Here is a 12,484-nt window from a genome sequence, read left to right on the forward strand (position 1 = left end):
TTGAGCGGCAAGGCGGCTTGGCCTAAGGCGGGCGAATGAGCGTATATTTCCACGAAGAAGATTTGCCCGCCGGCGCATTGGGTCCGGGCGCCGTTGCGATCGACACCGAAACCATGGGGCTGAACCCGCTGCGCGACCGGCTGTGCCTGGTCCAGATCAGCGACGGGTCGGGCGACGAGCATCTGGTGCGCTTCGCGCCCGGCAGCCGTTATGACGCGCCGGTGCTGAAGGCGATATTGACCGATCCCAACCGGTTGAAACTGTTCCATTTTGCGCGTTTCGACATTGCGGCGCTGCAACAGGCGCTCGGCGTCGTTACCGCCCCCGTTTATTGCACCAAGATCGCATCGAAGCTGGTCCGCACCTACACCGACCGCCACGGGCTGAAGGAACTGGTGCGCGAACTTCTGGGTCAGGAAGTGTCGAAACAGCAGCAGTCGAGCGACTGGGGCGCCGCCGAACTCAGCGACGCGCAGCGCGATTATGCCGCGAGCGACGTGCGTTTCCTGCACGCGATGAAAGAGGTTCTGGATATGCGGCTGGCGCGCGAGGGGCGCACCGAATTGGCGCAGGCCTGTTTCGATTTCCTGCCGACGCGCGCGGCGCTCGACCTTGCCGGCTGGCCTGAAACCGACATTTTCGCGCATAGCTGACGGAAACCGATTCGATGTCCGAACGCGCCGACCTTGACCGCACGATGCGCCAGATGTGGGCGCGCAGCGGGTCGAGTCACGACCGCGTGGTGCGCATCCTGCGTTACGGGCTGCCGCTGGTGATCGGCGTCGTCGCGGCGGTGCTGGTGTTTTCGCCCTTTACCCAGCGCGCCGAGATCAGCTTTCTGCTCGCCAAGGACAAGGTCGACATGGCGAGCGAGCGGATGAAGGTGACGCGCGCCGAATATCGCGGCCAGGATGCCAAGGGCCAGCCCTTTGCCCTGCTCGCGGGCAGCGCGGTGCAGAAAAGTTCGGCCGAACCGGTGGTGCGGATGACCGACCTGTCGGGGGCGATCCGGCTCGACGACGGCCCGGCGACGATCGTCGCGCGCGACAGCGCCTATAATATGGAAACCGAAAAGGTCGCGGTGCCGGGCATGGTGCAGGTCAAGGGCGCGGGTGGCTATCGCATCGATGCCAGCAATGTGTCGATCGACCTCAAGACGCGCAGCCTGATTGGGCAGGGCGGTGTCGACGGCACGTTGAATATCGGCAGCTTTTCGGCCAATCAGCTGACCGCCGATCTCGACCAGCGGATCGTGCGCTTGCAGGGCAATGCGCGGCTGCGGATCAATCAGGGAGTGATCAAATGAACCGCCTTTGGACCATGAAAAGCATGGCGCTTGCAGGCGCGGGGTTTGCGTTCACCAGCCTCGCATTGGTGTCGGTCGGTAGCGGCGACGCCGCCAATGCACAGGCGCTCGCCAACCACAACAGCAGCGCCCCGGTCGACTTCGCCGCGAACAGCATCGAGGTGCAGGATCGCGCCGACCGCGTCGTGATCGCGGGCAATGTCCGGGTGACGCAGGCCGGGATGACGCTGACGGCGGCGCGGATGACTGTCGCCTATACCCGTTCGGGCGGCACCGACGTCAATCGGCTCGACGCCACCGGCGGGGTGGTGGTGACCAAGGGGGACGAGCGCGCGTCGGGCAATGTCGCGATCTACGATCTCGACCGCCGCCTGATCACGATGGTTGGCAATGTCGAGCTGCGCCAGCGCGGCAACAATCTGCGCGGCGGACGGCTGGTGATCGACCTCAACAGTGGCCGCGCGACGGTCGACGGGCGCGGCGCGGCGCGCGGTCCCGACGGCAATCCGATCGCGGGCGGCACCGGCGGGCGCGTCACCGGCACCTTCACGGTACCGGAAAGAAAGCAGTAACCAGCGCTTTATACGGTTCTGCAACCATGTGCCTTCACCATGGGCGGCGGGACCAGAACCATCGCGGTGCCGGGGGGCGACGCCGCACATTGAAGGCGAGCCCCCGATGCGCTTCTCCCCGCTTGTTCCCCCGCGCCGTCCATCTTTCGGCCGCCGCGCCGAGCCGCCCGCGGCAGTCATCCCGACCCCGACGAGCGAGGAACGGCGCCTGATCGAACGGATCATGCGGCATCTGGGGCCGCGCGAGAAACTCTAGAATCTGTCCTGTTCAAATTGATCCGTAGCCCTGAGCAGGACAGACCCTAGCAAGGCGGCTCCCACAGTCGTCACCCCGGCCTTCACCGGGATGACGAATTTTAGGGATTGTTTCCTTTTGCCATGCAGTTTGCTTGGCGTTCCGCCCCCGCCCCCCTACATGGGGCGCGCATGCCGCCCGATACGCTCACTTCCGCCGATGCGGCCAAGGAACCCCCCGTTCTCGATACGCTGAAGCGTTTCCTGCCCTATCTGTGGCCAGCGGGTCAGCGGGGGCACAAGGTTCGCATCATCGGGGCCGGGCTGATCGTGCTGGCGTCGAAGGGCGTCCAGCTCTCGATGGGCTTTCTTTATGGCGCCGCGATCGACCGGATGGCGCCGGGGATGGAGGAGGGCGTCGCGCTCGCGATCGGGCTGGTGCTCGCTTATGCCGGGGCGCGTTTTGCCGGGGTGCTGTTCGATAATCTCCGCAATGTGGTGTTCGAGCGCGTCGGGCAGGATGCGACGCGTGAGCTGGCGATCGCGACCTTCAGCCATTTGCACGCGCTGAGCCTGCGCTTTCACCTCGCGCGGCGGACGGGCGAGGTGACCAAGGTGATCGAGCGCGGGACCAAGAGTATCGACACGATGCTCTATTTCCTGCTGTTCAACATCGCGCCGACGATCATCGAGCTCGCCGCGGTGCTGGTCATTTTCTGGACCAAGTTCAGTTTCGGGCTGGCAAGCGCCACCGCGCTGATGGTGATCGTCTATATCATCTTCACCCGCAAGGTGACCGACTGGCGCAACGCGCTGCGGACGCGGATGAACGACCTCGACACGCTGACCATCGGGCGCAGCGTTGACAGCCTGCTGAATTACGAGACGGTCAAATATTTCGGCGCCGAGGCACGCGAGGAATCACGCTACCGCGACGTCGCCGACCAATATGCGCGCGCCGCGGTGAAGAGCGAGAACAGCCTCGCGTGGCTCAACATCGGGCAGAGCCTGATCACCAACGCCGCGCTGGCGGGGGCGATGGCGTACACCGTGTGGGGCTGGTCGGTCGGCGAATATAAGGTCGGCGACGTGGTGCTGGTGAACACCTTGCTCGCGCAGCTGTTCCGCCCGCTCGACATGCTCGGCATGGTGTACCGCGTGATCCGCCAGGGGCTGATCGACATGGAGGCGATGTTCCGCCTGATCGACACCCCGCCGGAGATTTCGGATGCGCCGGGCGCAGCGCCGCTGGCGGTAAACGGCGGCGCGGTGGCGTTCGACAATGTCGTCTTTGGTTACGAACCCGACCGCACAATCCTGAACGGCGTCAGTTTCGCGGTCGGCGCGGGCGAGACGCTGGCGATTGTCGGGCCGTCGGGGGCGGGCAAGTCGACGATCGCGCGGCTGCTGTTTCGCTTCTACGATCCGCAGGGCGGCCGTGTGCTGATCGACGGACAGGATATTGCCCAAGTGACGCAGGCCAGCCTGCGCGCGAGCATTGGCATCGTCCCGCAGGACACGGTGCTGTTCAACGATTCGATCGGTTACAACATCGCCTATGGCCGCGAAGGCGCAAGCGCCGACGAGATTGCGGCGGCCGCCGAGGGGGCGGCGATCGACGGCTTTATCGCCTTGCTGCCGCAGGGTTACGACACCGAGGTCGGCGAGCGCGGGCTGAAGCTGTCGGGCGGCGAGAAGCAGCGCGTCGCGATCGCGCGGACATTGCTCAAGAACCCGCCGCTTCTGATCCTCGACGAAGCGACGAGCGCGCTCGACAGCAGGACCGAGGCGGCGATCCAGGACACGCTGGAGCGGATCGCGGCGCGGCGCACGACGCTGGTGATCGCGCACCGCCTGTCGACGGTGACCGGCGCCGACCGCATCATCGTGCTCGACAAGGGCCGGGTGGCCGAGACGGGGACGCACGACCAGCTGCTGGCAATGCGCGGGCTGTACGCCGACATGTGGGCGCGGCAGCAGGCGGAGAAGGAAGAAGGGACGGTTTAGCCTGCTCCCTCGTCATTGCGAGCGGAGCGAAGCAATTCAGAGCGGTTTGCGCCTGCTCTGGATTGCCGCGTCGCCTTCGGCTCCTCGCAATGACAATGTGCGCAAGATTTCCAGAACGCCATTTCGATAATCATCGAAATATCTGTTGACGCGCTGTCCTGATTTCCATATTTCGATGATTATCGAATCATGGAGGCCGCGATGGAATCGGATAATGTCGTTCGCGCGCTGGGCGCGTTGGCACAGGAGCATCGGCTCGCGCTGTTCCGGCTGCTGGTGCAGGCCGGACCCGACGGGCTGGCGGCCGGAGCGATCGCCGAGGCGCTCGGCGTCCCGGCATCGTCGCTCAGCTTTCATCTCGCGCAGCTGACCAACGCCGGGCTGATCGCGCAGCGCCGCGACGGGCGGTCGCTGATCTATTCTGCCGATTATGGCGCGATGACCGCGCTGCTCGGCTTTCTGATGGAAAATTGCTGCGGCGGCGCGGTCTGCGCCCCCGCGGCCCCCTGCGACACCAGGGACAAGACGGAAAGGACTGCTGCATGAGCCGTTTTCACATGCACGTCGGGGTGAGCGATCTCGACAAGTCGATTGCGTTTTACTCGGGGCTGTTCGGCGCCGCGCCGAGCGTGACCAAACCCGATTATGCCAAATGGATGCTCGACGATCCGCGGATCAATTTTGCGATCTCCGTACGCGAGGGCGCGCATCGCGGGATCGAACATGTCGGCTTGCAGGTCGAGGATGAAGCCGAACTCGCGGCGGTCTACGGCCGCCTGAAAAACGCCGGGGCGCCGGTGCTGGAGGAGGGCGCGACGACCTGTTGCTACGCCAAATCCGAAAAAAGCTGGATCGCCGATCCCGACGGGGTGGTGTGGGAAGCCTTTCTGACCAACGGCGAATCGACGGTGTACGGCGACAGCCCCGACTTCGCGCCGCTGGCGTCGGATAATGCCGCCGAGGGTGCGTGCTGCGTTCCCGCGATGCCGCAGGCGGCGCCGGTCAAGGTCGGCTGCTGCTGACATGATCGCGACCGGGGGGTTGAACATATTGGTGCTGTGCACCGGCAATTCGGCGCGCAGCATTTTGGGCGAGGCGCTGATCGCCCGCAAGGGTGAAGGCCGAGTCCGCGCGTTCAGCGCGGGCAGCCAGCCGAAGGGCGTGCCGCACCCCGGCGCGCTGCGGCTGCTGGCGCGCGAGGGCTACGACTTTACCGCCTTCCGCTCGAAAAGCTGGGACGAATTTGCCGTTCCCGGCGCGCCGCGCATCGACATTGCGATCACCGTGTGCGGCAATGCGGCGGGCGAGGCCTGCCCCCTGTTCATCGGCGCGCCGGTGCGCGCGCATTGGGGACTGCCCGACCCCGCCGATGTCGCGGGCGACGCGGCGGCGGTCGATGCCGCCTTTGCCGAAACCTGGCGCCTGCTCGACATGCGGGTGCGCGCGATGCTGGCGCTGCCGCTCGAAACCATGTCCGCGACCGAGCGGCGCGAGGCGCTGAACAGCATCGGCGCAATGGCGGGCGCGGCGTGACGCGCGCGCTCGTCGCCGAGGCGATCGGCAGTTTTTTCCTGTTCGCGACCGTCGTCGGGTCGGGGATTATGGCCGAGACGCTGTCGGGCGGCAATGTCGCGGTCGCGCTGCTCGCCAACGCGATCGCGACCGGGGCGATATTGTTCGTGCTGATCGCGATGCTGGGCGCGATTTCGGGCGCGCATTTCAACCCGGCGGTTACGCTGGTGATGGCGCTCGGTCGCAGCATCGCGCCGCGCACCGCGGTGCTTTATGTCGCGGCGCAGCTCGCGGGCGGTATCCTTGGCGTGTGGGCCGCGCATCTGATGTTCGACCTGCCGCTGCTGCAATTTTCGGCAAAGGCGCGCACCGGCGGCGGGCAATGGACGGGCGAGTTTGTCGCGACCTTTGGCCTGATCCTGACCATCCTCGGCACCGTGCGGCATCGCCCCGACTGGGTCGCGCCCGGCGTCGCGCTCTATATCACCGCGGCCTATTGGTTCACCTCCTCAACGAGTTTCGCCAATCCCGCCATCGCGGTGGCGCGGAGCCTTTCGGACAGTTTCGCGGGGATCACGCCCGCTGACGTACCGGCGTTCGTCGCGGCGCAGCTTGGTGGTGCTGTTGCGGCTTGGGCGTGCGGGCGCTGGCTGTTTGCCGGACGGAGTGATGAGACGAAAAGCGACATATAGAGCATGACGGCCTTCATCTGAACCGTAGCCCTGAGCCCGTCGAAGGGCGCTTCTCGGCAAGGCGCCCTTCGACGGGCTCAGGGCTACGGTTTCACATTCCTTCGATCAACAAACATCCTCATTTCATGGCGTAGCGACGCGGTCAGGCGCCGCGCGGGTTGACCCCGGGCGCTCCCGCCCCCTAGGCAGAAACCATGCCGCACGACACGACCCTGATCGGAACCATCGTTGCGGGGCTTGGCGTTGCGTTTCTGATGGCGGCGCTGGCGCAGCGACTGCGGATTTCGCCGATTGCGGGCTACCTGCTCGCGGGCATCCTCGTCGGCCCGTTCACGCCGGGGTTCGTCGCCGACACCGGACTGGCGATGCAGCTGGCCGAGATTGGCGTCATTCTGCTGATGTTCGGGGTCGGGCTCCATTTTTCGCTGAAAGACCTGCTGTCGGTCCGCAAGATCGCGGTGCCGGGGGCGATCGCGCAGATCGCGGTCGCGTGGGCGCTCGGCATCATGCTCGGGCTGTGGCTCGGCTGGTCGGTCGCGGGCAGCGCGGTGTTCGGGCTGGCGCTGTCGGTCGCCTCGACCGTCGTCCTGCTGCGCGCACTCCAGGCGCGCGATATGATCGAGACCGAAAAGGGGCGGATCGCGGTCGGCTGGCTGATCGTCGAAGATCTGGTGATGGTACTCGCGCTTGTCCTGCTTCCCGCCATGTTCGGCGACCGCGGCGATGAAGGCGGCAGCGCGGGATTGCTGCAATCGGCGGCGATCGTGCTGTTCAAGGTCGTCGGCTTTGTTGCCTTCATGTTTGTCGTCGCGCGGCGCATCCTGCCCTGGGTATTGCACTGGGTCGCGCACACCGGATCGCGCGAGCTGTTTCGGTTGGCGGTGCTCGCAATCGCGCTGGGGGTGGCGTTCGGCGCGGCGGTGATTTTCGACGTGTCGTTTGCGCTTGGTGCGTTCTTTGCCGGGATGATCCTCGGCGAAACGCAATTGAGCCGCCGCGCCGCCGAGGAAACGCTGCCGCTGCGTGATGCATTCGCGGTGCTGTTTTTCGTGTCGGTCGGCATGTTGTTCGACCCCAATGTGCTGGTCGAACAGCCGGGGCCGGTGCTGGCGACCGTCGCGATCATCGTCGTCGGCAAATCGCTCGCCGCCTTCGCGCTGGTCCGGGCCTTCGGTCACACGAACCAGACCGCGCTGACGGTGTCGGTGAGCCTCGCGCAGATTGGCGAATTTTCCTTCATCCTGGCGGGGCTGGGGGTGGGGCTGGAGGTGCTGCCCGAAACCGGGCGCGACCTGATCCTCGCGGGCGCCTTGCTGTCGATCCTGGTCAACCCGATCCTGTTCACGCTCGCCGTCAAGCGCGTTCGTTCGGATGCGGCGCCCGGGCCCGCAGCGGCGCCTGACGCCGAAGCGCCCGCGCCGTGCAACGCCGGGGTCGTGCTGATCGGCTATGGCCGCGTCGGCAGCCATATCGGCGGGCTGATCTGCGGGCGCGGCGAAGGGCTGACCGTGATCGAGGACCAGAAGGACATGGCGGCGGCGGCGCGCGCGGCGGGCGCGACGGTGATCGTCGGCGACGCAACCAAGGAAAGCGTGCTGCGGCAGGCCGGGCTCGACGAGGCCTCGACATTGCTGATCGCGATCCCCGAAGGCGTCGAGGCGGGGGCGATCGTGCGGCGGGCGCGGGCGATCAACCCGAAGCTGGTGATCGTCGCGCGCGCACATTCGGACGAGGAGGTCGACGATCTGGTGCGCCGCGGCGCCGACCATGTCGTGATGGCCGAACGCGAGACGGCGACGCGGATGGCGGAACGGGCGATGCTGACTTTGGTATAGCCCAACCTTCATTCCGTTCGTGTCGAGCGAAGTCGAGACACCCCTCAGCGGCGCGCGAGGGCGAAGGGCATCTCGACTTCGCTCGATGCGAACGGGAAAAGGATTGGAATGGTTGAGGTCGGGGCTTCCCCCACCGCGTCAAACTTCCTATCGCCCGTCCCAATGTCCGCCGACGCGCTTCTCCCCCTCCTGAAATCCACCTTCGGTTTCGACGCCTTTCGCGGTCGGCAGGCCGACGTCGTCACCCGCGTGATGGCGGGCGAGCGGACGCTGGCGGTGATGCCGACGGGGGCGGGCAAGTCGCTCACCTACCAGCTGCCCGCGGTTGCGCTGCCGGGCTGCGTCGTGGTCGTGTCGCCGCTGATCGCGCTGATGCACGACCAGCTGCGCGGGGCGCGCGCCGCAGGGATCCGCGCCGCGTCGCTGACCAGCGTCGACGCCGATGGCGCCGAGACGCGGCAGCGCTACCGCGACGGCGAGCTCGACCTGCTTTATGTGGCGCCCGAACGCGCGACGGGCGAGGGGTTTCGCGCGCTGCTCGAGGCGCGGATGCCGGCGCTGTTCGCGATCGACGAAGCGCATTGCGTGTCCGAATGGGGGCATGACTTCCGCCCCGACTATCGCCTGCTGCGCCCGCTGCTCGATGCCTTTCCGGCGGTGCCGCGGCTCGCGCTGACCGCAACCGCGGACAGGCATACGCGCGAAGATATTTTGGTTCAGCTGGGGATTCCCGACGACGGGTTGATCCTGGCGGGTTTCGACCGGCCGAATATCCGCTATGCAATCCGCCCCCGGATCACCCCGGCGCGCCAGCTGGTCGAATTCATCGCCGCCAACCCCGGGCCGGGGATCGTCTATTGCCCGACGCGCAGCGGCACCGAGCGGCTGGCAGACCAGCTCGCGAAGGCGACGGGGCGGTCGGTCGCCGCCTATCACGCCGGCCTCGATGCCGAGCTGCGGGCGCGGGTCCAGCATGATTTCGTCGCATCGGAGGACGGCATCGTCACCGCGACGGTCGCGTTCGGCATGGGCATCGACAAGCCCGACGTGCGCTTTGTCGCGCATGCCGCGCTGCCCAAATCGATCGAAAGCTATTATCAGGAAACCGGGCGCGCCGGGCGCGACGGCGACCCCGCGGAGGCGATGATGCTGTGGGGTGCCGACGATTTTGCCAAGGCGCGGATGCGACTGAGCGAGCTTCCCGAGGCGCGGGTGCCGGGCGAGCGGGTGCGGCTGAACGCGCTCGCGGCGCTGGTCGAGACGGTCGAGTGCCGCCGCGCGCAGCTGCTCCGCCATTTCGGCGAAAGCCCGCCCGCGCGCTGCGGCAATTGCGACAATTGCCTCGACCCCGGGCGCCAAGTCGATGCGACGGTGCTCGCGCAAAAGCTGCTGTCTGCGGTCTATCGCACCGGGCAGAGCTATGGCGCCGGGCATATCGAGGCGGTCCTGACCGGGCGCAGCGACGAACGGATCGCGCAGCGCGGGCATGACAAATTGTCGGTGTTCGGCATCGTCGAAGGCGACGAGGCGCGGCTGATCAAGCCGCTCGTGCGCACGCTCGTCGCGCGCGAGGCGCTCGAGACGACCGAGCATGGCGGGCTGATGCTCGGCCCCACCGCGCGCGCGATGATGAAGGGCGAGGCGGCGGTGCTGATCGCCGAGCCGCCGGTCAAGCGCACGCGGCGCGAGGCGCGCGGCGCAGCAGGCGCGGGGGCCGCAAATCCGATCGGTGATCCGCTGTTCGACGCGCTGCGCGCCACGCGGCGCGAGCTCGCTGCGGAGGCCAATGTCCCGCCCTATGTGATCTTTCACGACGCGGTGCTGCGCGCGATGGCGACCGAGCGGCCCGCGACGCTGGAAGCGATGGGCACGATCCCGGGGGTCGGCGCCAAGAAGCTCGAGGCCTGGGGCGATGCGTTTCTGGCGGTGATCCGGCAATTCTGATGGTCGGCATTCGACCGGTTGCCGACGTACGTCATTTCCTCTCTCCCCTTGTGGGAGAGATGCGAAGGCTTGGCAGCTTTGCTGCCTAGCCGCAGTTGAGAGGGGTTTTACGCCTGCTGGCGTCCACCCCCTCACCAAGCTTCGCTAGCTCCTGACGGAGCAAGCTGCGCTATCCTCTCCCACAAGGGGAGAGGAGCTTGTGGCAGATAACCACCGCAAAGCAGCCCGCCACCGGCTACCGCCACACCTTCACGCTTGTCAGCAATGGAGCGCGGTTTATACATCCGGCCATGAGCGATTTTCGACCCCTGTCCGCCGACTATAGCGTCGCCCCGCAGATCAGCATCGAGGATGTCGCCGCGGCGAAGGCGGCGGGCTTTGCGATGATCGTCAACAACCGGCCCGACGGCGAGGAACCCGCCGCGCCGCAAGGCGGCGACATCGCCGGGGCCGCCGCCGCCGAAGGGCTCGCCTATGCCGCGATCCCGGTCGGCCATGCGGGGTTCAGCCATCCGCAGCTTGATGCACTCGATGCGGTGCTGGCGGGGGCGACGGGGCCAGTTCTCGCTTATTGCCGGTCGGGGACGCGATCGACCCATTTGTGGGCGCTGGCGCGCGCGCGGGCGGGCGAGGATGTCGATGCGATCTGTACGGCAGCGGCGGGCGCGGGGTACGACCTGGCGGGGCTGCGCCCGATGCTGGATGCGCTGGCGGGCGAGCGGTGACGCTGGCCGAGCTGATCCAGCTTGGCGGCTCGGTGGTCGCGGTGCTGCTTGTGGTGTGGCTGGTGGGCAAGATGGGGCTCGGCGCCGATCCGCGGATCGAGGATGAAGCGCATGCGATCCGCCTCGCCGAAGAGGCCGAGGTAGGATTTGGCGGGATCGAGGTCGCGCGCGACCGCGCGGGATTTGCCGCGATCGTCCGCAATGCCGAGGGGCGCCAGATGCTGGTGCGCGCGCACGGCAATCATTTTGCCGCGCGGCCGATCGACGGGCAGGTGATCGGTCGGCTCGACAAGGATTTCCTGACCCTGACGATGCCTGAACGGACGTTCGGCGCGGTGACTTTGCACCTCGGCAAGGATGCCGGGATGTGGGCATCGCGGATGCGGGATCTGCGCTGTGGATAAGCTGCCCGATCCGGTCACCTATGCGATTCCGGCCTTCATCCTGCTGCTGATCGCCGAAATGATCGTGGCGCGCCGCGCTGACAAAAGCCGGTACGAGGTACGCGATACGCTGAACTCGCTCATGCTTGGCACGGGGAGCCAGGTCGCCAGCGCGCTCGTTGGCGGGATCGTCGTGGCGCTGGCCGTGTGGCTGCACCAGTTCCGCCTGTTCGACATCGGGATCGATTTCATGGGCTGGTGGTGGGCGTGGATCCTCTGCTTCGTCCTCGATGACCTCGCCTATTATGTCTTTCACCGCAGCGCGCACCGGGTGCGCTGGTTCTGGGCGAGCCATGTCATCCACCACAGCTCGCAGCATTATAATCTGTCGACTGCGCTCAGGCAGACCTGGACGGGCTTCATCAGCATTGCTTTCATTTTCCGGCTGCCCTTGTTCCTGATCGGCTTTCCGCCCGCGATGGTGTTTTTCTGCGCGGGGCTCAACTTGATCTACCAATTCTGGATCCATACCGAGGCGATCAAGCGGCTACCCAAATGGTTCGAGGCGGTGATGAACACCCCGTCGCACCACCGCGTCCATCACGGCGTCAACCCGCGCTATCTCGACGCCAACTATGCCGGGGTCTTCATCATCTGGGACAAGATGTTCGGCAGCTTCGTTCCCGAACGCGATGATGAGCCGGTGCGGTACGGAATCGTCAAGCAGCTCGGAAGCTTCAACATATTGTGGGCTGCGGTGCATGAGTGGGTCGGGATCGCGAAGGACGTCTGGCACGCGCCGTGGAAGCACAAGCTCAGCTATATGTGGCGTGAACCCGGCTGGAGTCACGACGGCAGCCGCGCGACGAGCGCGATGATCAAGCAGCGCTGGGCGGCGGGGCGCGCGAGCGAGGAAGCGGCGGATTGAGCGTGCAGACGAGGGCAAGCCGCATTGCACACTGGAAATATTGGGACATCGTCGCCTTCGTCTCAGGAGGCGTTCCCCCGCTCTTGCTCTTGCTCTCCTTTTACGGCGCAAAGGATTTGGGTGGACTGTGGGGACCGCTGTTTCTTGCGGCGGTTCCACTTTATCTGTTGAGCGCTGTGCTTGCTTGGCGGCGCGGTGATGCGCGGTTGATTGCGGGGGGCTGCGCAATGCTGATGATCGCGCTCGTTCTGATGCTGCCGGCGATTCTGGCATCGGCGTTTCTTCTCGCCACCTGCTTCGCCGGAGATTGCCTCTAATTTGCAAGCCCCTTGCCACACCGCTTAAT

Annotated in this window: 15 protein-coding genes; all 15 read left to right on the forward strand. The window is 66.3% G+C overall.

The window, feature by feature from the left end:
- The first annotated feature begins 35 nt into the window (after nucleotides 1-35).
- The 15 genes from G9408_RS11665 to G9408_RS11735 all read left to right on the forward strand — a co-directional run bounded on the left by G9408_RS11665 (nucleotide 36) and on the right by G9408_RS11735 (nucleotide 12,455).
- Nucleotides 36-653 carry a ribonuclease D gene (locus tag G9408_RS11665; protein WP_120217432.1) on the forward strand — a complete coding sequence of 206 codons (618 nt, stop codon included), beginning with the start codon at nucleotides 36-38 and terminating at the stop codon, nucleotides 651-653.
- A 14-nt stretch (nucleotides 654-667) separates the two neighbouring features.
- Nucleotides 668-1,306: an LPS export ABC transporter periplasmic protein LptC gene (gene lptC / locus G9408_RS11670; protein ID WP_168454190.1), complete on the forward strand. Its 639-nt coding sequence runs from the start codon at nucleotides 668-670 to the stop codon at nucleotides 1,304-1,306.
- Nucleotides 1,303-1,878, forward strand: a complete 576-nt coding sequence (locus G9408_RS11675; RefSeq protein ID WP_210423354.1) for an LptA/OstA family protein — start codon at nucleotides 1,303-1,305, stop codon at nucleotides 1,876-1,878. Before lptC ends, G9408_RS11675 begins: the two co-directional genes overlap by 4 nt.
- A 106-nt stretch (nucleotides 1,879-1,984) precedes the next feature.
- Nucleotides 1,985-2,134: a hypothetical protein gene (locus G9408_RS11680; RefSeq protein WP_168454191.1), complete on the forward strand. Its 150-nt coding sequence runs from the start codon at nucleotides 1,985-1,987 to the stop codon at nucleotides 2,132-2,134.
- Nucleotides 2,135-2,304: 170 nt separating this feature from the next.
- Entirely contained in the window at nucleotides 2,305-4,119 is a 1,815-nt protein-coding gene (locus tag G9408_RS11685; protein WP_168454192.1) for an ABCB family ABC transporter ATP-binding protein/permease, read from the forward strand.
- Nucleotides 4,120-4,320: 201 nt separating this feature from the next.
- Nucleotides 4,321-4,665 (forward strand): ArsR/SmtB family transcription factor, encoded by a 345-nt coding sequence (locus G9408_RS11690; protein ID WP_210423355.1) that lies wholly within the window; start codon nucleotides 4,321-4,323, stop codon nucleotides 4,663-4,665.
- Nucleotides 4,662-5,141 (forward strand): ArsI/CadI family heavy metal resistance metalloenzyme, encoded by a 480-nt coding sequence (locus G9408_RS11695; protein ID WP_168454194.1) that lies wholly within the window; start codon nucleotides 4,662-4,664, stop codon nucleotides 5,139-5,141. Before G9408_RS11690 ends, G9408_RS11695 begins: the two co-directional genes overlap by 4 nt.
- Nucleotide 5,142: 1 nt before the next feature.
- Complete coding sequence (locus G9408_RS11700) at nucleotides 5,143-5,652, forward strand: arsenate reductase ArsC (RefSeq protein WP_168454195.1); 510 nt, start codon at nucleotides 5,143-5,145, stop codon at nucleotides 5,650-5,652.
- On the forward strand, nucleotides 5,649-6,323 hold the full coding sequence (locus G9408_RS11705; RefSeq protein ID WP_168454196.1) for an aquaporin: 675 nt from the start codon (nucleotides 5,649-5,651) through the stop codon (nucleotides 6,321-6,323). Before G9408_RS11700 ends, G9408_RS11705 begins: the two co-directional genes overlap by 4 nt.
- A gap of 194 nt (nucleotides 6,324-6,517) precedes the next feature.
- Entirely contained in the window at nucleotides 6,518-8,158 is a 1,641-nt protein-coding gene (ybaL, locus tag G9408_RS11710) for a YbaL family putative K(+) efflux transporter (RefSeq protein ID WP_168454197.1), read from the forward strand.
- Nucleotides 8,159-8,320: 162 nt separating this feature from the next.
- The gene (gene recQ / locus G9408_RS11715) at nucleotides 8,321-10,102 is read left to right on the forward strand and encodes a DNA helicase RecQ (protein ID WP_168454198.1); all 1,782 of its coding nucleotides are present in this window, start codon (nucleotides 8,321-8,323) and stop codon (nucleotides 10,100-10,102) included.
- Nucleotides 10,103-10,392: 290 nt separating this feature from the next.
- Nucleotides 10,393-10,827 (forward strand): TIGR01244 family sulfur transferase, encoded by a 435-nt coding sequence (locus tag G9408_RS11720; protein WP_168454199.1) that lies wholly within the window; start codon nucleotides 10,393-10,395, stop codon nucleotides 10,825-10,827.
- A complete protein-coding gene (locus G9408_RS11725) occupies nucleotides 10,824-11,231 on the forward strand; it encodes a hypothetical protein (protein ID WP_168454200.1) in 408 nt (135 codons plus the stop codon). The genes G9408_RS11720 and G9408_RS11725 overlap by 4 nt, the downstream gene beginning before the upstream one ends.
- Complete coding sequence (locus G9408_RS11730; protein ID WP_408021874.1) at nucleotides 11,224-12,138, forward strand: sterol desaturase family protein; 915 nt, start codon at nucleotides 11,224-11,226, stop codon at nucleotides 12,136-12,138. Before G9408_RS11725 ends, G9408_RS11730 begins: the two co-directional genes overlap by 8 nt.
- Nucleotides 12,135-12,455, forward strand: a complete 321-nt coding sequence (locus tag G9408_RS11735) for a hypothetical protein (RefSeq protein WP_168454202.1) — start codon at nucleotides 12,135-12,137, stop codon at nucleotides 12,453-12,455. Before G9408_RS11730 ends, G9408_RS11735 begins: the two co-directional genes overlap by 4 nt.
- Nucleotides 12,456-12,484: the final 29 nt, after the last annotated feature.

This window comes from Sphingopyxis microcysteis, from assembly GCF_012274265.1.
GTDB lineage: Bacteria > Pseudomonadota > Alphaproteobacteria > Sphingomonadales > Sphingomonadaceae > Sphingopyxis > Sphingopyxis microcysteis.

Coding starts and splice junctions, on each gene's coding strand:
- G9408_RS11665 (WP_120217432.1), top strand. CDS start 36: ATGAGCGTATATTTCCACGAAGAAGATTTGCCCGCCGGCGCATTGGGT.
- lptC (WP_168454190.1), top strand. CDS start 668: ATGTCCGAACGCGCCGACCTTGACCGCACGATGCGCCAGATGTGGGCG.
- G9408_RS11675 (WP_210423354.1), top strand. CDS start 1,303: ATGAACCGCCTTTGGACCATGAAAAGCATGGCGCTTGCAGGCGCGGGG.
- G9408_RS11680 (WP_168454191.1), top strand. CDS start 1,985: ATGCGCTTCTCCCCGCTTGTTCCCCCGCGCCGTCCATCTTTCGGCCGC.
- G9408_RS11685 (WP_168454192.1), top strand. CDS start 2,305: ATGCCGCCCGATACGCTCACTTCCGCCGATGCGGCCAAGGAACCCCCC.
- G9408_RS11690 (WP_210423355.1), top strand. CDS start 4,321: ATGGAATCGGATAATGTCGTTCGCGCGCTGGGCGCGTTGGCACAGGAG.
- G9408_RS11695 (WP_168454194.1), top strand. CDS start 4,662: ATGAGCCGTTTTCACATGCACGTCGGGGTGAGCGATCTCGACAAGTCG.
- G9408_RS11700 (WP_168454195.1), top strand. CDS start 5,143: ATGATCGCGACCGGGGGGTTGAACATATTGGTGCTGTGCACCGGCAAT.
- ybaL (WP_168454197.1), top strand. CDS start 6,518: ATGCCGCACGACACGACCCTGATCGGAACCATCGTTGCGGGGCTTGGC.
- recQ (WP_168454198.1), top strand. CDS start 8,321: ATGTCCGCCGACGCGCTTCTCCCCCTCCTGAAATCCACCTTCGGTTTC.
- G9408_RS11720 (WP_168454199.1), top strand. CDS start 10,393: ATGAGCGATTTTCGACCCCTGTCCGCCGACTATAGCGTCGCCCCGCAG.